The 20,187-nt window shown below is 63.9% G+C and carries 16 protein-coding genes; 11 read left to right on the top strand and 5 right to left on the bottom strand.

The window, feature by feature from the left end; all coding sequences use genetic code 11:
* The first annotated feature begins 66 nt into the window (after positions 1-66).
* Both RQH14_RS13895 and RQH14_RS13890 read left to right on the top strand, forming a co-directional pair.
* The gene (locus RQH14_RS13895) at positions 67-1,284 is read left to right on the top strand and encodes an MFS transporter (RefSeq protein ID WP_311213769.1); all 1,218 of its coding nucleotides are present in this window, start codon (positions 67-69) and stop codon (positions 1,282-1,284) included.
* Positions 1,285-1,343: 59 nt separating this feature from the next.
* Complete coding sequence (locus RQH14_RS13890; protein WP_311213768.1) at positions 1,344-2,276, top strand: hypothetical protein; 933 nt, start codon at positions 1,344-1,346, stop codon at positions 2,274-2,276.
* 82 nt (positions 2,277-2,358) lie between these two features.
* Here the strand turns inward: RQH14_RS13890 and RQH14_RS13885 are convergent, their stop codons facing one another.
* Together RQH14_RS13885 and RQH14_RS13880 are read right to left on the bottom strand one after the other, a co-directional pair.
* On the bottom strand, positions 2,359-3,900 hold the full coding sequence (locus RQH14_RS13885) for a M28 family peptidase (protein WP_311213767.1): 1,542 nt from the start codon (positions 3,898-3,900) through the stop codon (positions 2,359-2,361).
* Between the two features lie 110 nt (positions 3,901-4,010).
* Entirely contained in the window at positions 4,011-5,351 is a 1,341-nt protein-coding gene (locus RQH14_RS13880) for an acyltransferase (RefSeq protein WP_311213766.1), read from the bottom strand.
* Between the two features lie 300 nt (positions 5,352-5,651).
* Here RQH14_RS13880 and RQH14_RS13875 point away from each other — a divergent pair, with 300 nt between their 5' ends.
* Positions 5,652-5,840 carry a hypothetical protein gene (locus RQH14_RS13875; RefSeq protein WP_311213765.1) on the top strand — a complete coding sequence of 63 codons (189 nt, stop codon included), beginning with the start codon at positions 5,652-5,654 and terminating at the stop codon, positions 5,838-5,840.
* 145 nt (positions 5,841-5,985) lie between these two features.
* On the opposite strand, the gene RQH14_RS13870 is transcribed toward RQH14_RS13875, so the two are convergent.
* A complete protein-coding gene (locus RQH14_RS13870; protein WP_311213764.1) occupies positions 5,986-6,897 on the bottom strand; it encodes a phosphatase PAP2 family protein in 912 nt (303 codons plus the stop codon).
* A gap of 155 nt (positions 6,898-7,052) precedes the next feature.
* Between RQH14_RS13870 and RQH14_RS13865 the strand changes: the two genes are divergently transcribed.
* From RQH14_RS13865 to RQH14_RS13850, 4 genes are read left to right on the top strand one after another with little or no spacing between them, the layout of a single operon-like run.
* Positions 7,053-8,471: a sugar ABC transporter substrate-binding protein gene (locus RQH14_RS13865; RefSeq protein ID WP_311213763.1), complete on the top strand. Its 1,419-nt coding sequence runs from the start codon at positions 7,053-7,055 to the stop codon at positions 8,469-8,471.
* Complete coding sequence (locus RQH14_RS13860; RefSeq protein WP_311213762.1) at positions 8,468-9,433, top strand: sugar ABC transporter permease; 966 nt, start codon at positions 8,468-8,470, stop codon at positions 9,431-9,433. The genes RQH14_RS13865 and RQH14_RS13860 overlap by 4 nt, the downstream gene beginning before the upstream one ends.
* 8 nt (positions 9,434-9,441) lie before the next feature.
* On the top strand, positions 9,442-10,314 hold the full coding sequence (locus tag RQH14_RS13855) for a carbohydrate ABC transporter permease (RefSeq protein ID WP_311213761.1): 873 nt from the start codon (positions 9,442-9,444) through the stop codon (positions 10,312-10,314).
* Positions 10,315-10,342: 28 nt separating this feature from the next.
* A complete protein-coding gene (locus RQH14_RS13850) occupies positions 10,343-11,773 on the top strand; it encodes a glycoside hydrolase family 32 protein (RefSeq protein WP_311213760.1) in 1,431 nt (476 codons plus the stop codon).
* A 441-nt stretch (positions 11,774-12,214) separates the two neighbouring features.
* On the opposite strand, the gene RQH14_RS13845 is transcribed toward RQH14_RS13850, so the two are convergent.
* Positions 12,215-13,267 carry a LacI family DNA-binding transcriptional regulator gene (locus tag RQH14_RS13845; RefSeq protein ID WP_311213759.1) on the bottom strand — a complete coding sequence of 351 codons (1,053 nt, stop codon included), beginning with the start codon at positions 13,265-13,267 and terminating at the stop codon, positions 12,215-12,217.
* Between the two features lie 64 nt (positions 13,268-13,331).
* Positions 13,332-13,973 carry a DUF2510 domain-containing protein gene (locus RQH14_RS13840; protein WP_311213758.1) on the bottom strand — a complete coding sequence of 214 codons (642 nt, stop codon included), beginning with the start codon at positions 13,971-13,973 and terminating at the stop codon, positions 13,332-13,334.
* A 102-nt stretch (positions 13,974-14,075) separates the two neighbouring features.
* On the opposite strand from RQH14_RS13840, the gene RQH14_RS13835 reads away from it, so the two are divergent.
* From RQH14_RS13835 to menD, 4 genes are all read left to right on the top strand, one after another.
* Entirely contained in the window at positions 14,076-14,681 is a 606-nt protein-coding gene (locus RQH14_RS13835; protein ID WP_311213757.1) for a hypothetical protein, read from the top strand.
* A gap of 60 nt (positions 14,682-14,741) precedes the next feature.
* Complete coding sequence (locus RQH14_RS13830) at positions 14,742-15,758, top strand: o-succinylbenzoate synthase (RefSeq protein WP_311213756.1); 1,017 nt, start codon at positions 14,742-14,744, stop codon at positions 15,756-15,758.
* Between the two features lie 79 nt (positions 15,759-15,837).
* Positions 15,838-17,925 (top strand): PhoX family phosphatase, encoded by a 2,088-nt coding sequence (locus RQH14_RS13825; RefSeq protein WP_311213755.1) that lies wholly within the window; start codon positions 15,838-15,840, stop codon positions 17,923-17,925.
* 312 nt (positions 17,926-18,237) lie between these two features.
* The gene (menD, locus tag RQH14_RS13820; protein ID WP_311213754.1) at positions 18,238-19,947 is read left to right on the top strand and encodes a 2-succinyl-5-enolpyruvyl-6-hydroxy-3-cyclohexene-1-carboxylic-acid synthase; all 1,710 of its coding nucleotides are present in this window, start codon (positions 18,238-18,240) and stop codon (positions 19,945-19,947) included.
* The last annotated feature ends 240 nt before the right edge of the window (positions 19,948-20,187 follow it).

Raw genomic sequence — 20,187 nt, 5'->3', positions numbered from 1 at the left:
CGGGTGCGCATTGCACAACGTAATGGTGGCCCCGACGGCAGCTACCGCAGTCCTAGGATGAAAGGGATGACCAAGACCCAGACGAATCAAGCGTTCAGCCTTCGCAGCGTAGCTTTGCCGGCCTTCGGCCCTGCTCTGCTGTTCTGTATCGGTGAAGGGGCGGTTCTTCCGGTCATCGCGCTCTCGGCGCGTGATCTCGGAGCGTCCGTGGCAGTTTCCGCGCTGATCGTAACGCTGATCGGGCTGGGATCCTGGATCTTCAACATTCCGGCGTCGATCATCACGGAGAAGTTCGGCGAACGATGGTCGATCGTCGGGGCCGGCGCCTTGGGCGCAATCGCGCTGGGTGCGGCAGCGTTCGCACCGCAAATGGAGCACGGGCTCTGGTTGCTTGCGGCTTCGATGACGTTGGTGGGCATGTCAGCCAGCGTTTTCAACCTTGCCCGGCAGAAGTTCCTCACAGAAGCAGTCCCGGTTCTCTATCGCGCACGAGCACTGTCCACACTGGGCGGCGTGACCAGGATCGGTATCTTCATCGGGCCGTTCCTTGGGGCCGGTGTCATGCAGTTTGCGGGCATCAGCGGCGCGTACTGGGTGGGCTTTGCGGGCATGATGGCGGCCGCGGCTTTGTCGTTGACCATCCCGGATCTGGTGGCTCCGGATGCGTCCGACGGCGGAACTCGCCCTCCGGCGTCCACGCTGCGGAGCGTCGCGGCTTCCCATGCGGGCGTGTTCCTGACCGTAGGTTTCGGGATTCTGTTGTTGAGCGCTTTGCGTGCCTCGCGTCAGGTGGTCATCCCGTTGTGGGCGGATCACCTGGGACTCGACGCCACGCATGCCTCGCTGTTGTTTGGCCTGTCCGGCGCAATCGACATGCTGGTGTTCTACCCTGCCGGAAAACTCATGGACAGGAAGGGCCGGCAGTGGGTGGCCATCCCGTCCACGGTGATCATGGGCTCGGCTTTGATCCTGATTCCGTTCACTGCCGGTTTTGTGCCGTTGCTCCTGGTTGCGCTGTTGATCGGGTTCGGCAACGGCATCAGTTCAGGACTCATTATGACGCTGGGTGCCGACTTCTCGCCGGACAACGGCCGGAGCCACTTCCTGGGCATCTGGCGTTTCATCGCTGACTCGGGCGCAACCGGGGGACCGGTGCTGCTCTCCGGGCTGACGGCCGCCATCTCACTGTCCGCAGGGGTCTGGGCCACGGGCGTACTGGGCTTCGCGGCGGCAGTGGTGTTCGCCGTCGCGATTCCCAGATTAAAGCACCGGCGGAATTACTGAGGGGTGCCAACAATGTTCGGGATTCTGGGCTGTCGGGCCGCCGCGGCTAGACTACCGTGGTGCCAGAAAACCCAGCTGCCGAAACCCCGACGCCATCCAGGTTCACGGACCTTCACACCTTCCTGTCCGCTGACGAGGTTCCTGCAGGGCTGATCGAGATCCAGCATCAGGGCTTGCCGCTTGAAATCCTGAACGTCCCCGCCGACTCCGATACCACCTTGGTGTGCTTCCACGGAGCGGCCGAGAAAGACGTCCGACTCCCGTGGTTCCTGGGGCAGGGAGTTACTGCCGGCCTGCCCGCCAACCGCATCTTTATCTCAGATCCCAGCCTCCGCAAATCCACTGACTTCAATTTGGGTTGGTACGCGGGATCAAAGGAGCAGCCGGACCTTCAAGAAACACTGGCAGACGTTATCCGGCGCATTGTGAGGGAGACCGGGGGGTACAACCTGGTGTTCTTCGGCAGCTCAGCCGGCGGATACGCCAGCCTTGCTCTATCCAGGTTCTTCCCCACTTCACTGGCGGTCGCGGTCAACCCGCAGACGTCAATTTCCCGTTTCTATCCCGGTGCGGTGGAGCGCTACATGAAGTACGCCTGGGAGATGGACGGCAAGGACATGTCCGAATTGCCGGCCACCGTGGCTCATAACCTGATTCCGGCGTACTCCGCTGGTTTCAGTCACACTGTGGCCCTCATCCAGAACGCCAAGGACTGGTTCCATATCCAGAAACACCAGCTGCCATTTGTTGATGTAGTTGGCGACTCAGACAACCTCTTCATGCTGATGGACCGATGGGGACCCGACACAGGTGATGGGCACATCCCGCCACCCAAAGAACTGATCAGGGCGTGCTTCGAAGAGCTTGCTACGTGTCGCGGCGACTGGCGTGCAGGACTCGCTGCTTCTGGTTTCCAGGCGGAGACTACCCGTCAGGACGTGAAACGACGCGTGCTGGATACGGCTCCCGCACCGGCCTCTTCCGACACCTAGGCCCTGCCCAAAATCCCACGGCCGCAGGACAACCCCATTGAGGGTTGCCCTGCGGCCGTTCGTCATGCAGGTGAGGGAACTCCTAGCGGACTGCCTGGTTGCCCTTGAATTCGAGCTTCAGGTTGCCCGCGCCCTTCGCGGTGCCGTTCACCGCGGACTGGGTTTCCGCGAAGACCAGCGTGGAGTGGGCAATGGCGTCGGCCATCTGTTCCAGGACCACTGCGTCGATGTTGTCGATGTCATCGCAGGCCTGGTGGTAACAGGGGTCGTAGGCAACCCCTGCCGTGCCGCCGTAGATTGCCGCCTGCTCCGCCGTCTTGATCTCTTCGGCGCCGGTGAAAAGGCCTCCGGCCGGAATGCCGTTTTCGATGAATCCGAAGTAGTCGGAGCGGCCATCAAAGTCCGTGGGCTCCGTCGCCAGGCCCTGCGCGGCGAAGTAGTCCAGGAGGACTTTCTCGATCACCGCCGAGCCGTTGGGCCCCGCGGTTCCCAGCGGCTTGCCATCACCGTCGTAGACGAACCGGACCGGGTTGGGAGATGCCACCATGTCGAAATTGAGGTTGAGGGCATGATTCTTGAGATCAGTCTTGCTCAGCTGCGAGATGTAGTAGTCGGAGCCAACCAGGCCGTCTTCCTCACCGCTCCACCATGCGAAGCGCACGCGGTTCTCCGGCGAAATTCCGAGAGCCGCGAACTGCAGTGCGGTCTCCAGGATGGCGGCAGAACCGGACCCGTTGTCGTTGATGCCTGGGCCTTCAGCTACTGAGTCCAAGTGGGCCCCCACTACAACCGTCCGGTCTGCTCGTCCCGTTGTATCGGCAAGGACGTTGAAGGTCTCGATCGGCTGGGTGTCGCCCTCTACCTCGATGCGTACCGTGGCTCCTGGGAGACCGGCCAATTCCTCGCCCACGGCAAAGCTTGCGCCAACCGTTGGGACCGTCACTGCGGGGTTGTCAGCCGTGGGGGCGCCGAGGGTGCCATCCACCCTGCCAAGCCGATCATCGGCGTCGCCCTGGTTGAAGATGATCACGCCCGCTGCCCCCGCAGCCTGGGCGTTCACGGCCTTGGTGTTGAAGGGACAGGTGCCACGCTGAATGAGTGCGATGTTTCCGGCAACGAATCCGGTGAAGTCGGTAGCCTCGCAACCACTGGTTGAGGCACGATCGCCTGTGAGATTGATATCCACCGGGGTCACAGTTCCGGTGACGTTTCCGAAGCCGGAGTAGGACATCGCACCAAAATCGTCTTCGGTGTACGTCCTTGGGGTTGGAGTGAGCCGTTCAAAGGCTTCACCCGTCAGGTTGAACTTGAGGTAGTCGAAGTACTGGCGTTGTGTCACGAACCCTGCGGCTTCGAGCTGATCCTCGATGTATTCCGCCGAGGCCACATGGCCCGCCGTACCGGCAGATCGCGTGCCGCCATTGGCATCAGCGATCGCTTGGAGTTCTTCGAGGTGGCCGATGATGGCCTCCGCAGTGACTGCGTCGCGGAGGGGCTGGGTGTCCGTCCCTTTGGCAGCCAGGGCGGGTGGTGTTATGGCTACGGCAAGAATGGCGAACGTTGCCACTCCTGCCGCGAGGGCAGAGGTTCGGTTTTCAATGCGTGGTTTGTGCTTTGTATGCATCACATGCATCTCCCTGTGGGGACCCGGTAATTAGGTGGCCGGGTGCGGTAGCGCAGAATCTACCCCGCAGGGGTCCGCCGGTGAAGGCTTGTTTTTTGCGCCGGCCAGGCTTAGGTGCGCTCAGCCAGCTGCGGCGTCTTCCACGCCCGGTCCGGGACCTTGCCGGTAACAAGTGCCACGGCGACCACCAACAGGACCAAGCCCCATGTCGCATTGGTGACATCAAGGGCCTGCCTCATCACCACGAACGGCGGGATGATCGCCAGGACGGTTCCAGCCGCGATACGCCACATCGCGGGCCTGCCAGCCCCGGGAGCCAGCGCAGTGCTGGCAAGTTCCAAACGGACCAGGGGCATGGAGCCAAGCAACACCAGCGCCCACGCTGCAATGTAGAACAGGGGACGGCTCATCCACCACTCGGTGCTGGCGGGCTCAGGGAATGGCAGCCGCAGGACCAGTGCGATCCCGAACAAGGCAATGATCAACGGCAAGTGCCACAGGTAGATGGTCATGGCCCGGCTGCCCACCACGAACATCACCTTCTGTACCCAGCCCACCTGCACGCACCGCTGCAACACCGGGTACACGGCCTTCACCAGCAGAACGTGCGCCAAGCCCACCAAGACCAACGGGAACATAGGCGGGTTCTGGCTGGTCAGCATGTCCACGGGGTAGGGCCCGGCGCCCGTCAGCGGCACCAGCGCTGCATAGCAAGCGACCGCGGCCAGCAGCAGCTTCCAGCGGGCGAACCGGTCGAAGAAGCCATCGGCATAGAAGAAGCCCAACTGCTGGAGCAACCCCCACACAAACACCATGTTCAGCAGCCCGATCGGATTCGAGTCGAAACCCCACGGGTTGTGCTCCAAGCCCAAGCGAAGAACATCGACGACGACGGCGCCCGCGGCCAGCGCTGCGACGGTCCGGTACGGTGCCAGGCCGTGGAGCTTCGCCATGGTGGGAACCATGGCCTGGCAGATCAGGTATGCAGCCAGGAACCACAACTGAACTCCGGCGCCCGCAGCGATAACGGTGAGCAGGTCGCCCGGGACGCCTGCCGCCGTCGCGCTCCAAAGCGCAATGGTGAGGAAGGCATAGAGGGCAACCGTGGGACGAACCAATCGGAGCACTCGATTCCGGAGGTAATCGCCGGCGTCTCCGCCTTTGCGTTGCAGGCTCCGCCACGAGGTGAGCGACGCGAAGCCGCCCACTACGAAGAAGAGCGGCATGACCTGGCCGAACCACGTACCCTGCGCGAACCAGCTCAAGGACGTCAAGGGATTCCCCACCCCGATGCCGGAGGAGTCCACGCTGATGCCCATCATGAGCAGGTGGACGGCCACAACGGCAAACATGCAGGCGACGCGAATGAAATCGACCACGAGATCGCGGGATGCCGGGACGTGGGTGGATGCTGCCTTGCTGCTTGAGGCCGGTCTGAGGGTGGAAGACATGGGTGCTCCTGGGAAGTTGCCTTGTTTATCCATCGAGTGGATTAACAGTAGCGCATTGAACGGGGTCACGTCGACGTCTTGTTCAGAAAGGTCTTGGCATTCGGGTTTGGAATGACCCGACGGGGCGTAGCCTGAAGAAGGAGGACCCGCCCCAATATCCAGAGAAATTGCGCAGCGCATCCAGGTCCCGCGAATCCACCCCAACAATGAACGGCAGCGCTGATCACTATGCACATCAGGGAATTTTGGAGTCAGCTTTCTCCGGACACGCAGCAATGGCTCATCGACAATCCGGGAAGCATGATTGTGCCCCGGACCATGACGGCGATCTTCAATGATGAAACCGGGGAGGACGGGGTTGTGGACATCCATGGCGGCACATTGCTCACCACGGATGACCAACTCTTCATCCGGGAGCAGGCGCACGTTCGGGGGAGCGTGGCTGCGGACGGTCCCAGGTTCTTCGATTCAGTCGACCCGGCGGACTAGCGGCCCTGTCGCCGCCTTCGGTGCACCGTTTAGCGCGGATCGCCCCCGTAAGTACGGGTGCGATCGGCGCGTAAGGGTGCGCCGTCGTCGAGCGTGTGGTGCGAATGGCGCGTGAGGGTGCGCCGCCGTCGAGCGTAAAGAGCGTTTAGTTCTTCCGCGCCGCAAGTCCGAAGAGCCACGTGCCGCCAAGGGCGGACAGGTAGCCGGCGATCACCATGAAGGCCGTGCCCGCCCAGAAATAGTCGATGGTGCTGTCGGTGCTCAGTCCGGGCATGACCTGCAGCAGCGAGTAGGCCGCAACGATACCGGCCACCACCAGGGCGGTTACCGTGAGCCATACCCACAGGCGGGAGGCGGCCCAGTGCTCGCCGTAGCCCTTCCAGACGTTCCAGCTGCTGCCGGTGCGGAGGATGAGCCAACCCGCGGGGAGCATGACGGCGCCAACTACCAGGAAGGCCGCTACGACGTCGGCCGGGCGGTGCCATTGGTTGATGAGCGTGGAGACGCCGGTGGCCACGGCGAAGGTGCTGCCGAGGAACCCGGCCAGGGGGCGCCAGCGCGGCGACACCATGAGGAACACGGCAGCGGCAGCTGAGGCGGCAAGGGTGGTGTGCCCGGAGGGAAGTGAGTTCAGTTCCAAGGTTTGGACGCCGCGGTCGGGGCGGTCCGGAATGAGGAACTTGAGAATCTGTGTGGCCACGTTGGCTGCGATGCATGCTGCCACAGCGATGCCGGCGGCCTTCCAGCGGCGGCGGGCGATGGTCACGAAGAGCACCATGATGGCGGCGATTGCGAGGGACATCAAGGGCAGCATGTCCAGGAATTCGGTGGAGGCCCTGCCGGCTGTTCCGCCCAGCACGGTGGCTTCAACAAGCGCTGACTCGTCGATGAACTGGCCCATGGTGGTGCGCACAAAGAAGTAGTACGTCGCGGCCAGGCCCACCACGCTGGCGATGGTGGCCAGGATGAAAAGGAATCCTGTTCCGATGCCTGCGTCGCGCTGCTGAACCGGCCGTTTGCTCGACCTCCCGCTGGTGCGGAATTGCTGGGAACTCATTCTGTCTAGGGTGCCACAGTTCTCTGGAAGGCCCGTGTGAGTTCCGCCTTAGCGTGGCAGGGCCAAGTGAGATCCCTGCAACATTCCTGTGACGGTTGACACGTGTTAGGCGGCGGGATTAGGCTTCCTAACACGTGTTAGGGAAGGAAATCTACATGTCGGGAACAAATGGGGCTTTGCGTCAATTCACACGCAGAAGTGCCCTCACAGCCCTCGGCGCCGGGATTGTTGGAGTAACCGCGGCGTCGTGGCCGCGCTTGACCGGGGCGGACATCCCCGGCCGGGGAGACAACAGCCTCAGCATCGCCATCATGGGCACCGCGGCCGACGCTGCCGCCCGTCAAAAGGTCATCGATGCGTTTGCCAAAGTCCACCCCGAAATCAAGGTCAAGGTCCAGGCGATCCAAGCTGTGGACTGGAAGGACTTCTTCACCAAGATCCTCACCATGGTGGCAGCAGGCACCCCGCCGGATGTGGTGTACGTGGCTACCGAAGGCGCCCAGCTCTTCGCAGAAAAGCTCGCCCATCCTCTGGACGAGTACCTGCGCCGCGATGCAGCGGACATGAAGGAATACTTCGAGGACGTCCACCCCAGCCTGGTGGAAGCATTCATGTACAAAGGCAGCCTGTTCCAGCTCCCCATCGACTGGAACGCCGCCAACATGTACTACAACACCACTGCGCTCACTAAAGCGGGACTGGAGCGGCCCTCCGACAACTGGACGCACACCGACTTCCGCAGCACCCTCGCCGCCATGAAGAAGGCCAACCCCAAGGACTTCACCCCCTACTACTGGACCAACCGCCTCTTCGGTGGAGTGGTGCCGTGGCTCTATGCCAATGACACCAGCTTCCTCAAGGAAACCAAGTCCCCGGGCGGCGAATGGTTGTGGGACGGCTTCTACGCCAACGACCCCTCACGCAGCCTCCGTTCCGGTGGCTACCAGTGGCTGGAACCCAACGCCGACGATCCCCGGGTCTTCGAATCCTTCGATTACCTCCGCGGACTGGTCAAGGACGGGCTGGGTGTCCGGCCGGAGGAAGGCGGCGGCAGCGCGCTGATCGGCCTCTTCGCCTCCAACAGGATAGGTACGACGCCGGCGGGCGGCTATTGGGTCCAAGGCCTCCACGAGGCCGGAATGACCGAAAACGACTTCGACGTTCAGTTCTTCCCCAAATGGCGCACCCAGCGGCACCAGTTCGGCACAGCCGGGTACGCGATCATGAAGACCGCCAAGGACAAGGACGCCGCCTGGGAATGGGTGAAGTTCAGCTCCAGCCGCGAAGCCATGCAGATCGTCTTCCCCACACCGAACACCACACCTGCCCGGCGCTCCATGGTCAACGAGCAGCTTTACGCAGGAACCGGTCCGCGGAACTGGAAGGTGTTCTACGACACCCTGGACAAGTTCCCCACTACAGGGCCCATTCCAGCGCCACCCCAGCAGGCCGCCGTCGAAACTGCCCTCATGAAAAACGTCAGCCTGGCCGTCAGCGGGGAGGAGCGCCAACTCAAGGACGCCCTTTCCTCCATGCAGCGTGACCTCGAACTTGCCCTGAGGAGGCAGCCATGAGCACCGCAACCAGTACGCCTACGGGCACGGGGAGCGAGCCGGGCCGTCGCCAGGCCGCCCACAAGAACGGACAAAGCTCCAAGCGCGGCCGCGTCCAACAGCGCTGGCTGCCGTGGGCTTTCCTGGCCCCGACCATCGTGGGCATGGGCATCTTCACCCTCCTGCCGATCGTCGCTTCCATTGCGCTCGCATTCTTCCGCTGGGACATCATCTCCGCGCCAACGTTCGTGGGTTTCGATAACTTCGCCGAGGTAGTCCAGGACCCAACAGTCCAGGTCTCATTCCTGAACACCATCGTGTTCGTGGTGGTGGCCGTAGCCCTTCAGCTCGGACTGGCGCTGGGCCTTGCGATCATGGTGCAGGAGAAGCTCCCGGCCTGGCTCAGGGTCTTCTTCCGCTCGGCCTTCTTCTTCCCGCTGATCCTCTCCGCGGCCTCGGTATCGATCTTCATGCGGTACCTCTTTAACGAGCAATTCGGCGTGGTGAACTGGTTGCTGTCCATCGTTGGCATCCCAGCGGTCCCGTGGCTGACGACGCCAACCGGGTCTGCCGCCGTCGTGATTCTTGTTTATGTGTGGCAGAACTTCGGGTTCTCGTTCCTGCTCTTCATCGGTGGCCTTGCCTCCATTCCGGTGGAGACGTACGAGGCCGCGTCGATTGACGGTGCGACGGGTTGGCGCAAGCACTTCTTCGTCACCCTGCCGCTGCTCAGCCCCACCACCCTGGTGGCTTCGGTCATGGCGATCATCAACGCGCTGCAAGTGTTCGACCAGCCATATGTCCTCACCCGTGGCGGGCCGGGCGACTCGACGCGCACAGCCGTGATGGTGATCTTCGAGTCCGCATTCCAGCGCCTTGAGTTCGGCGAGGCCTCGGCGATCGGCGTGATCCTGACGCTCATCATCATGGCCATCACCGCCGCGCAATTCCGGCTCAGCAAACGATTCGTCTTCTACCAGTAAGGCCCGCCATGACTACCATTCAAGAACGTGTCACCACCACGGCGCCTGTAGTGAAGCGGAAGAAGCGCGACTGGTCAGTGGCCATCCGCGTCGTTGTCTTACTGATCGCGTCCGTCTTTGTCCTGGGTCCGGTGCTGTGGACGCTGTCCACCTCGCTGCGACCGCCGTCGGAATCCTTCCAGCTGCCGCCCGCCTTCCTGCCCCTGAATCCGGACCTGACCTCCTACGAGCAAGTGTTCAAGCAGCTCAACATCGTGGCGCTGGTAGTGAACAGTGCGCTGGTGACCGGCTTGATCGCAGTGGGACAGATGATCACCGCAGCCCTGGCTGGCTACGCGTTTGCGCACCTTCGCTTTCGCGGACGCGGTGCACTGTTCTCGATCGTGCTGGCCACCATGATGGTGCCCGCGCAGGTCACCATTGTTCCCGTGTTCATGCTGATCCGTGGCGTGGGCCTCTCGGACACGCTGCTGGCGCTGATCATTCCGGCCATCCCGACGGCGTTCGGTACCTTCCTGATGCGCCAGTACTTCATGGGGTTGCCGGGTGAGCTCGCTGAAGCGGCCGCGATCGACGGCGCCTCGCCGTGGCGGACCTTCCGATCCGTGTATGCGCCGCTGGCCATGCCTGGCCTGGCGATCGTGGGCATCCTGGCGTTCAACTTCCACTGGAACGAGTTCTTCAGGCCCCTCATCATGACCATCTCCGAGCAGAACTTCACCCTCCCGCTGGGCCTGGTCTCACTCCAAGGCAACCTCGGCACCGGAAGCATCTCCGTGGTCCTGGCCGGTGTTGTCCTCTCCATGATTCCCGCGCTGGTGGTGTTCATGTTCGGCCAGCGTGCGCTGCAGGACGGGCTCACCGCAGGTACGGGCAAGTAACTCCCACTCTCTTTTGAAAGGGGTTCCGTTGACGGACCTTGCACTCTCTTCCTCCCTTTCCCTGGCGGCGACGCACCCGGATCCCGCGTTCCCGCGCTTCCACCCGCGGCCGGCGCAGGGCTGGATCAACGATCCCAACGGCATCAGCTACATCAACGGCCGCTACCACGTGTTCTTCCAGTACAACCCCTCATCCGCGCGGCACTCCCAGATCAATTGGGGGCACGTGAGCTCTGGTGATTTAGTGCGTTGGGAAGAGCACCCCGTAGCGCTTTCTCCTCAGGCGGGCGGGCCCGACTCCGCCGGATGCTGGACCGGAGTGGTGACCTCTGACGATGGGGTGCCCACCGCCGCCTACTCCGGGATTAAGGACCACGGCGGGCACTCGCAGGTTGTCATTGCCCGCGGTTCCGCTGATCTGGTGACGTGGGAGCAAGACGGGCACGTGGCGGCGTCCATGCCGGCTGATCCGCTGGTGACCGCCGTCCGCGACCCCTTCATCTTCCGCTTCAACGGTGCCCGCTATGCCATGCAAGGTGCAGGGCTTTCTGACGGGCGTGCGGCATTGCTGCTCTACACAGTGGACTCCCTTGACGTCTGGGAATACCAGGGGATCTGGCTGACCACCGCTGATCCAGTGGCTGCTGTGCATACGCCGGCCGAGATCTGGGAATGTCCGCAGCTGGTGGAGGTGCCCCTCTCTTCTGGCGGCTCCACCTGGGTCATGATGTTCTCGCTATGGCTCTCCGGCGACGATCACGAGCACGCCAATGGGGTGGGGTACCTGACCGGCTCCCTGTCCGCGGATCCTGCCACGGGGTTGCCTGTGTTTGCCCCGGCATCGGGTGGGAAGGCAGATCTTGGGCGCGACTTCTATGCGCCGCAGATAGTGCAGCTGGCTTACTCTGCGGGTTCTGCTCCTGCTGCCGCTTTGTTGTGGGGGTGGGCCAACGAAGGTCCCGGACGCGACGGTCGCCGCGGCCGCACCCAGGAAGAAATTGACGACGCCGGGTGGTCGGGTGTCCTGACGCATCCCCGCATTTTGTCCGTGGTTGACGGGGCGCTGACTGTCACTCCTGCGCCTGAGATTGAGGCGTACCGGGGTGCTGCTGTGGCGGAGGGTGCTGCCGGCTCCGGTGCCGGTGCCGTTGCTGTGCCTGCGTTTGCCGAGGTGCTGGTTCGGGGTTGTTCTTCCGGTTCTGGTGCTGGTGCTGGTGCTGGTTCCGGTTCCGTGGAGCTGGTGCTTGGTTCGGGGGCCGATGCTCAAACGGTCTACTCGGGTTCCCTTGCTGCGGGGGAGGAGCTCCGGATCTTCATCGATGCTTCCCTCGTGGAGGTCTACCGTTCCGGTTCCGTCGCCACCACCCTTCGGGCCTACCCGGCTCAGGGGGAGGAATGGCAGCTCACCTTGCCCCACGGCGCGACTGCCGACGTGTGGGAGTTGCGCCTTCCCGCATAGGCGGCAGGCCGGCGTCGTGCGCTAGTTGTGGGGCCTGCTTTGCATCCCCACCACCCCCCTAACTTCGCAAGCTCAGCCAGGGAACCCGGGTGGTGTGGGCCCTCTTTGGTTTGGGGCTCAGAGTGGGCCTCGCAACACGATGGTGGCGTGTGTTGTGGGGCCGGGTTTGCGTGTTTGATGCTGGGTTTTGGGGTGCAGAGTGGGCCTGGCAACGTGAGGGTGTGTGTTGTGGGGCCTGCTTTGCGTGTTTGATGCTGGGTTTGGGGCGCAGAGTGGGCCTGGCAACGTGGGTGGTGTGTGTTGTGGGGCCTGGTCTGCGTGTTTGGTGCTGGGTTTTGGGGTGCAGAGTGGGCCTCGCAACGAGGGGTGCGTGTTGTGGGGCCCGCTCAGCGTGTTTGGCGCTGGGTTTGGGGCGCAGAGTGGGCCTCGCAACGCTCGGAATCAGCGCGTGGGCGCGGGGCCGGTCGATTCCCGGATCACCAGGCGGCAGGGGACCATCGTTTCCATGGTGGTCCCCTTTCCCGTGGTGTTGGTTCCCTCGATGGCGTCCAGCAGCGTGGTCATTGCGGCGCGGCCGATCTCCCGCAGCGGCAACGCCATGGTCGTGAGTGCCGGGACCATGGTGTCCGCGATCCGGGTTTCGTCGTCGTAGCCCATCACGGACAGCTCCCCGGGGACGCTGAGCCCAAGCCGTGCAGCTGCAAGCGTCACCCCGACGGCCAGGCGGTCGTTCGCGCACATGATGGCCGTGGGCCGATCAGCCGGGGACACGCCGTCGAGCAGTTTCATGGCGCCGCGGTAGCCGGCGTCAATGTCCCATCCGGCCATGACAATCCGGTCGCCCCGCAGCGGAACGTTGGCCGCTGCATGCGCATCCCGGTAACCCTGAACGCGGAGCGGAGCGGCCGGCGAATCTTCATATCCTGCCAGCAGCGCGATGTCCCGGTGACCCAGCTGCAGCAGGTGCTCGGCAGCTTCGCGGCCGCCGGTGACCTCATCCGGAATCACGTGGTGCAGCTGCGGTTCGGGGAGGGCGTCGTAGCAGTTGGCCAGCACGGACGGAACGCGGAGCATGCCCTGCGGAACGTCGATCGGTTTCAAGCCCACAGTGACGTACATGAGCCCATCGACTTGCCGGTCCAGGAGGGTCTCAATGGCGCCGGCATCCCGGGCGCTGTCCCGCTCGGTGTCCATGACAACCGTGACAAAGCCGCGGCTGCGCGCAATATCATCCGCGCCGCCGATGATGTTGCCGTCGAACGGGCTGACCACCACCTCATCGGACAGGATGCCAATCACTCGCGAACGCTGGTTTCGCAGGCTGAGCGCGATCGCGTTGGGGGAGTAGTTCAGCTCCAACGCCGCGGCCCGGATCCGGTCCTGGCTCTCCTTGGCCACATTCCCATCGCCGCGGCCGTTCAAGACCAGCGAGACCGCGCTCCTGGACACACCCGCCCGCTTGGCGACATCCAGTGCAGTGGCCTTGCGGTTCATGGGGGAGTGTCCTTCCGTTCGTTGACAGCAGTCTACCTAACGCGTGTGAGGTTTCCCTGTGGCGCTACGTGGTCAACGACGACCCGAAGGACGACACCATGGTCTGCATCATGTTGGAAGTCCAAATGCCGGCCACCACCATGCTGATCACAAAGACGGCGATGGTGATCCACACCGGCAACAGTCCGCGCTTGGGAGCCACTTTGTTGACGATCACCGAACGGCCAATGACGTAGACCGCCGAGTTCAGGAACGTCCAGGCCCAATGGAAAGGACGTACGACGCCGGACCTCGCCAACCGCTGATAGTCCAGGTACGCGAAGAACACCGAAAGGCCATAGATCACCAGGCTCGATGCCATCAGCAGGAAGTACCCCGGCGTATAGATCGAGAAGGGGTCAAGGGTAGTGACGCCTTGGCGCGTAGTGATGACGCGGAACTCAGGCTGCCAGGTGAGCATGAATAACACCGAGACCAATGGCAGCAACGTGATGGCCCAAATGAAAGGGTTGTAGACCGGCGTCTGCTCGCTGATCGGGGTTCGCGGAGCCTTGAACACCGGCTGGTACTGCACGTGCTGCGGCACCTGCTGCGGCGCCTGGTGCGCTGTCCAGGCATGGCCGTCCCACCAGCGGACAAGCCGCGGGTCCGAAGGGTCCGGGTACCAGCCGGGAGGCGTCGTGGAACCGGGCGTTGATTGAGTCATATCTCCCCCACATTGAGTCGTCATCCGAGAATATCGCGATTGCCCTCTCTCGGTTGCCACGCACCTCTCCCCAGCGCCTGTGAGGTGGTGTAAGAGTGGGTTATGAGCTTCTTCGACGACCTCCCGGAGCCTCCCGAACAGGCACGTCAACCGCAGCCGCTCAGGCCGGGGTGGGCCGGGCCGCCGTCGGACGAACTGCCGGGGGTGGTTCCCGGTGGCTTTCTCCACAACAGTCCGCGGATGGTGGTGGCCCTGAAACTGGTGGAGGTTTACTCCACGGGTTGTCTGCTGGACCTGGTGTGGTCCGTTCTGCGCAAGGACGAATCCGACCAGGAATGGCGGGAGATCGTTGAGGAGTGCTACAACCACCCGCGCTCCAGCCTGGACACCAGGACGGGGCTGGAAATAGGGGTGGGCTTCGAGGACGGACGCAAGGCTGTCGCCGCCATCCACGGACCGGGGACGTTCGAGGACACAGACGACGTCATTGGGCCAGTGCTGACAGCCTTGGGCGGAGGCGGAGGGAGCAACAGCGGCGACTACGTCCAGTTCGCCGGCCGCTACTGGTTGTGGCCGTTGCCGCTGGAAGGGGACACAACGCTGGTGGCCCGGTGGGAGGCGTTGGGACTGCCGGAAAGCTCCCTCGAATTGTCCGGCGTCGAACTGGGCGATGCCTTGGGCAGGGTCCGGAACTACTGGTCCGGGTAGTTGTCCACATAGCCGGATTGGCCGGCGATCAGGTCGGTAGGCCGCCGGTACAGTGGCACTATGCCTGCGCTTCCCCCTCTTCAAGAACTTCTCGATTCGGCCCATGTGGTCTCACTGCCCATGCGCGTGAAGTTCCGCGGCATCATGGAGCGCGAGACGCTCGTCTTGCGCGGGCCCATGGGCTGGGGCGAGTTCTGCCCCTTCCCCGAATACGACGACTACGAATCCTCCCGCTGGCTGGCCGCCGCCCTCGAAGCTGGCTGGCTTGGGTTTCCCCCTCAGCTGAGGGACACCATCCCGGTCAACGCGACGGTTCCCGCCGTTCCTGCAGAGCGCGTCCCGGAGGTGCTGGCGCGCTTCGGTCGAGTGGACGCGGTCAAGATCAAAGTTGCCGAACGCGGGCAGTCGTTGAGGGACGACGTTGCGCGGGTCAACGCAGTACGTGAAGCTTTGCCGGAGGCCGCCATCCGCGTGGATGCCAACGGGGGATGGGACGTAGAGCAGGCCGTGAAGGCTCTGGGCATGCTCTCGGCTGTCGGTCTTGAGTACGCCGAGCAGCCCGTTCCCACTATTGAGGGCCTGGCCGAGGTCCGTCGTCGGCTCTCTGTCGCTGGGACGCCGGTCCTCATCGCAGCTGACGAGAGCGTACGCAAGGAAGACGATCCCCTTCGGGTAGCCAGAGCCGGCGCCGCGGACCTCATTGTGGTGAAGGTAGCTCCACTCGGGGGAGTCCGGCGGGCCCTGGACATCGTGCACCAAGCCGGGCTGCCCGCCGTCGTCAGTTCTGCGCTGGATACCTCCGTGGGCATCCGCGCTGGGCTCGCGCTCGCGGCCGCGTTGCCTTCACTTCCCTACGCTTGCGGACTTGGCACCGTTTCGCTGTTTGCCTCGGACATCACGGTGGACCCCTTGGTGGCCGACGACGGCGCCATCCACCTGCGCGCGGCTGTCGCCGATCCAGGGCTGCTTGAGCAGTACGCAGCCTCAGCGGAACGCAGGGACTGGTGGCTGGACCGGCTTCGAAGGGTGCATGCAGTCCTGGCCGGAAACCAGCACCCGTTGTTCACCGATTCTTAACCAGAGGGACCTCTCAGATTCGGTTTCCGCTGAAAGGCTCAGCGGGAACCTCGTACATCTCTGGAAGGTCTTCCCCCAAATGTCTGAAACCACCGGACGCACGTTTCCGCTGCTCCCCATGCTCGGCCACACCAAGGGCAAGCGCAGTGCGGTTACCTGTGCTTTGAAGTGTGACAACGCCTGCTCCGGCGATGTCTGCAACACCAGCGCCAACGGCTACTTCCGCGACATCGCGTCAACCGCCATGTCCCGCCGTGCCGCACTGGGCCTCGGCGCCGCAGGAGCGCTCGCCATCGTCCTCGGTGGTGCCGTGACTGGTGGTGACACCGCCGTAGCCGCCCCGGATAACGGACTCTCCGATGCCGCCAAGAAGGGCTTCGACAAGTCCAAGCTCAAGTTCACCGCCATCAAGCCCGTGGACGCAGCGGTAGATGCGTTCACCGTGCCCGAAGGGTTCGACTGGAAGCCGGTCATCCGCTGGGGCGACCCCCTCTTTGCCGATTCACCTGCCTTTGACCTCAACGCGCAGACTGCCGCAGCCCAGGCCCGCCAGTTCGGCTACAACAACGACTACACGGACATCCTGCCTATCCCGGGTTCCAAGGATCGCCGTGCCGTACTCTTCAGCAACCACGAGTACACCAACGAGAACATCATGCTGCCCGAGGGGTTCGACGCCGCAGAGGCACGAGCCATTGGCCGTGCAGGGCATGGCCTCGCCGTGGTGGAGCTCGAACGCAAGAACAAGAACAAGCCGTGGAACTACGTTCAGGGAGCACCCCTGAACCGTCGCTTCCTCACGGACACCGTGTACGAACTGACCGGCGCTGCTGCAGGCACCAACCTCGTCAAGACGATCGATGACCCCGCGGGCCGCTGGATCAAGGGCACCTTGGGTAACTGCGCCGGTGGAACCACACCCTGGGGCACCATCCTCTCCGGCGAAGAGAACTTCAACGGCTACTTCGCTGCTCCCGGGACCAGCGATGGAGACAAGCGCTACGGCCTCTCCGCCAAAGCGACCACCCGCCAGTGGGAACTCGATGAGCAGCGGTTCGATACCCGCAACTCCGGCTACGCCAACGAGACCAACCGCTTCGGCTGGATCGTGGAAGTTGACCCGTTCGACCCCACCTCCACTCCCAAGAAGCACTCCGCCATGGGCCGCTTCAAGCACGAAGGCGCCAACGTCATTGTTGCCCCGTCCGGCCGGGTAGTGGCGTACATGGGCGACGACGAACGCTTCGACTACCTCTACAAGTTCGTCTCCAAGGGCAAGTACCAGGCCGGCGACTCGCGCGAGGCCCGCCGGAACAACATGAACCTGCTCTCCGAAGGTGACCTCTACGTTGCCAAGTTCACTGGCGATTCGCCTGCCGACATCGACGGCACCGGCAAGCTTCCTGCCGACGGTGCCTTCGATGGCACCGGCGAATGGCTGCCCCTGGTAGTCAACGGCACGTCCGCAGTTCCCGGCATGACCGTCCCGGAGGTCCTGGTCTACACCCGTCTGGCCGCCGACAAGGTTGGCCCCACCAAGATGGACCGCTGCGAAGATGTCGAGCCCAACCCGCGTACCGGCAAGGTCTACGTGGCCTGCACCAACAACACGGACCGCGGCAAGCCGGGCAAGGAAGGCGCCACGGAGGTCAACCCGCGCACCCTCAACCGTGACGGGCACGTCGTGGAAATCACCGAAGGCCGCGAGCAGACCGGCACCAAGTTCAACTGGAACCTCCTGCTGGTGGCCGGTGACCCCGCCAAGAACACCTCCACGTACTTCTCCGGATTCCCGGCGGACAAAGTTTCACCGATCTCCTGCCCGGACAACGTAGCCTTCGACTCCGTGGGCAACCTCTGGATCTCCACCGACGGCGCACCCGGCACCATTGGCTACGCCGACGGCTTGTTCAAGGTCACCCTCGAAGGACCCGAGCGCGGCAAGGTTGAGCAGTTCCTTGCTGTTCCCCGAGACGCTGAAACCTGTGGTCCGATCATCCACGACGAAGAGCGCACAGTGTTCGTCGCTGTCCAGCACCCGGGTGAAGATGGCTCTTTCGCGGCCCAGAACTCCTTCTTCCCGGACTACGTGCCGGCCGGAGCTACCCCCGCTGCCGGCGCAGTGCGGGCCCCCCGTCCCTCGGTGGTGCAGGTCTTCCGCAAGTAGGCTTCCGTAGCTTCGAAGCTGACGAGTGCTCTCCCACCCGGGGTTCCTGGGTGGGGGGGAGCACTTGCACCTCCCGACGGTCTATCACTTCCCGGGTGTTAGGGCGGGACGCTCTATCAGTTCCCGCGTGCTTGAGCGGGACGCTCTATCACTTCCCGCGTGCTGGGGGCTTGCGCCACAAGTCGGTAGCGCCGATCGTGAGAAACAGCGGGACCCGAGTGAGAGAGGGATGCCCGACGTAGGCCGGGATGTGGACGTAGGCCGGGATGTGAGCGAGCGTTGGGAGTCCGCCTGCGCCAATAGACTGGAACGGTGACTTCCCAGGACTCTCTGACATCCATTGGTGCCGCCCGGATCGCCGTTACGGCACTGCTCGACGGCGGTGTGCGGCACGTGGTGGTGGCTCCGGGTTCGCGCTCCGCACCCTTGGCCTACGCTCTTGCTGAAGCAGAAGCTGCGGGCCGCGTCCGGCTGCACGTGCGCATCGATGAACGCGACGCCGGATTCACCGCGCTCGGCCTGGCTCTTTCCACCGAGGCCCCTGTTGCCGTGGTAACCACATCCGGCACGGCTGTCGGCAACCTCCTGCCGGCCGTCATGGAAGCCAACCATTCTGCCGTTCCCGTGGTGGTTATTTCCGCGGACCGCCCGGAAGAACTCCACGGAACCGGGGCGAACCAGACCACCATCCAACTGGACCTCTTCGGCGAGCACGTGCGTTTCGCCGTCGACGTTCCCGCGGGCGACCATCCCCAAAAAGCTGTTGCCACGGCGCTGTACGCAGCAACCGGTGCCCTCGAGGACACGCCGCCCGGCCCTGTCCAAGTGAATCTTGCCTTCCGGGACCCCCTGGTTCCCGCGCCCGGCGACGCGCTTCCAGCCGAGGCGGGACACGGCGTGTTTCATTACGACGCCGGACTTCAGGCACTGGTTCTCCCGGCAGCACCCAGAGAACTCGCCGAGCGACGTACCGTGGTACTCGCAGGCCATGACGCTGGCCCTGTGGCCGAGGCCTTCGCCCGCGCCCATGGACTGCCCCTGCTCGCCGAGCCGTCATCCAATGCACGCTTCGGCCCGAACGCCGTTGGACCGTACCGGGTGTTGTTGGAGCACTTCGGGCCGGAATCACCAGCTCCGATCGAACGCGTGGTCTTGTTTGGACGCGCCACTCTGTCCCGTCCCGTGGCATCCCTCCTGGCACGCGAATCAGTCGAGACAGCCATATACCAGCCCGTTCCTGTTGCTTGGTACGAAGCCGGCCGTCGCCGCGAAGAGCCCATCGAAACCCTTCCCGAGCTCGCAGAATTCGCTGGCCGCGGGTCCGCCGAATGGTTGGACTCCTGGCTCCTCGCCGCCGCTGCCGCCCAACACGGCTTGGATGGAGTGCTCGCGGGGGAGACGCTTGCCAGCGGCCCATCCGTAGGCGCCACCGTTTGGGAGCTTTCCCGCGGACAGTTGGTGCTCGGGTCCTCCAACGGCATCCGCGACGTCGACCTCGCCGGACAACCCCACACCGAACCGATTGCCAGTGTTTACGCCAACCGCGGCCTCGCCGGCATCGACGGCACCATCGCCACAGCCACAGGTATCGCCCTGGGCAGCGGACGCGAAACCACGGTCCTCCTGGGCGATGTCACCTTCCTGCACGACGCCGGGGGTTTGCTCCTCGGCCACGGTGAACCTGTGCCGGACCTGCGCATCGTGGTGCTCAACGACGCCGGAGGCGCCATCTTCAGCCTCCTTGAGCACGGTGCCGTGGAGGACTCAGGCGCCTACGGCACCGCCGTCGAACGCCTCTTTGGTACCCCGCACTCAGTGGACATCGCGGCACTCGCAGCGGCGTACGGCGTCGGACATCAATCGGTGAGTACGACGGCGGAACTTGCCGCGGCGCTCAAGGCGCCGCTCAAGGGGCGCACCATTGTGGAGGTGCGCGTGGACAGGGCGGGTCTGCGGGTGCTTCATGCTCGGATCAAGGAAGCCATCTCGGGAGCCGTGAGCCAGGTTCTGACTGCCGGCTAAGCCCGGCCCAGGATGGCGAGCCCGTCCGCGCCCGCTGCCGCCGATCGCGCCCGTAAGCTCTGGTGCGAAGTGCGTGAAGGGGTGCGCCGCCGGTGAACCAGTGGTGCGCGGGGTGGAAAGTGGTGCGCGGGGTGGAAACGGATGCAGGTCGTGAGTCGTGGGTGGTGTGGGTTAGTCGCTACCCGTGCCGCCGATCGCGCCCGTAAGCTCTGGTGCGAAGTGCGCGAAGGGGTGCGTCGC

This window comes from Arthrobacter sp. WCS2018Hpa-7 (assembly GCF_031843805.1).
Classification (GTDB): domain Bacteria; phylum Actinomycetota; class Actinomycetes; order Actinomycetales; family Micrococcaceae; genus Arthrobacter.
Note: the sequence above shows the minus strand (reverse complement) of the source record. Positions and strands in the feature narration are given on the sequence as shown.